This window comes from Pontibacter sp. JAM-7, from assembly GCF_048548695.2.
GTDB lineage: Bacteria > Pseudomonadota > Gammaproteobacteria > Pseudomonadales > Balneatricaceae > Neptuniibacter.
The window spans coordinates 1-539 of the sequence record NZ_JBLYIF020000019.1 but is presented as its reverse complement, the minus strand read 5'-3'; the positions used below and the strand labels follow the sequence as shown (position 1 = coordinate 539).

The following is a 539-nucleotide window of genomic DNA, read 5'->3' as shown; positions in this document are numbered from 1 at the left end:
TTGGCGTACTGTAACAATCCCAGGCCGGTGGCATAGATCGGGTTGCGTAGAATATCTTCCATGCCCCGTACACCATGTGGATTGGCCAGCCGTACTGGCATATGGAAGATCTCTTCCGCCAGTTCAACAGCACCTTCCATTTTTGAGGTGCCGCCGGTTAACACAATGCCCGCCGCGATCAAATCTTCATAACCACTGCGCCGCAGCTCAGCCTGCACCAGGCTGAACAGTTCTTCGTAGCGCGGTTCTACCACTTCCGCCAGCGCCTGACGGGACAGCGTGCGGGCTGGACGGTCACCTACGCCCGGCACCTGGATGGTTTCATCCTCACGCGCCAGCTGTGCCAGAGCACAGGCATATTTAATCTTGATCTCTTCCGCATGCTGGGTCGGGGTACGCAGCGCCATCGCGATGTCGTTAGTCACCTGATCACCCGCAATTGGAATCACTGCGGTATGTCGAATAGCGCCACCGGTGAAGATAGAGATATCCGAGGTGCCGCCACCAATATCCACCATGCAGACACCCAGCTCTTTTTC

1 protein-coding gene is annotated in these 539 nt (G+C 56.6%); it reads right to left on the bottom strand.

The genetic code is table 11. From position 1 onward, the window contains the following. A partial coding sequence (gene ftsA, locus ACFVYJ_RS13690) for a cell division protein FtsA (protein WP_419416165.1) occupies window positions 1-539 on the bottom strand: 539 nt, incomplete at both ends.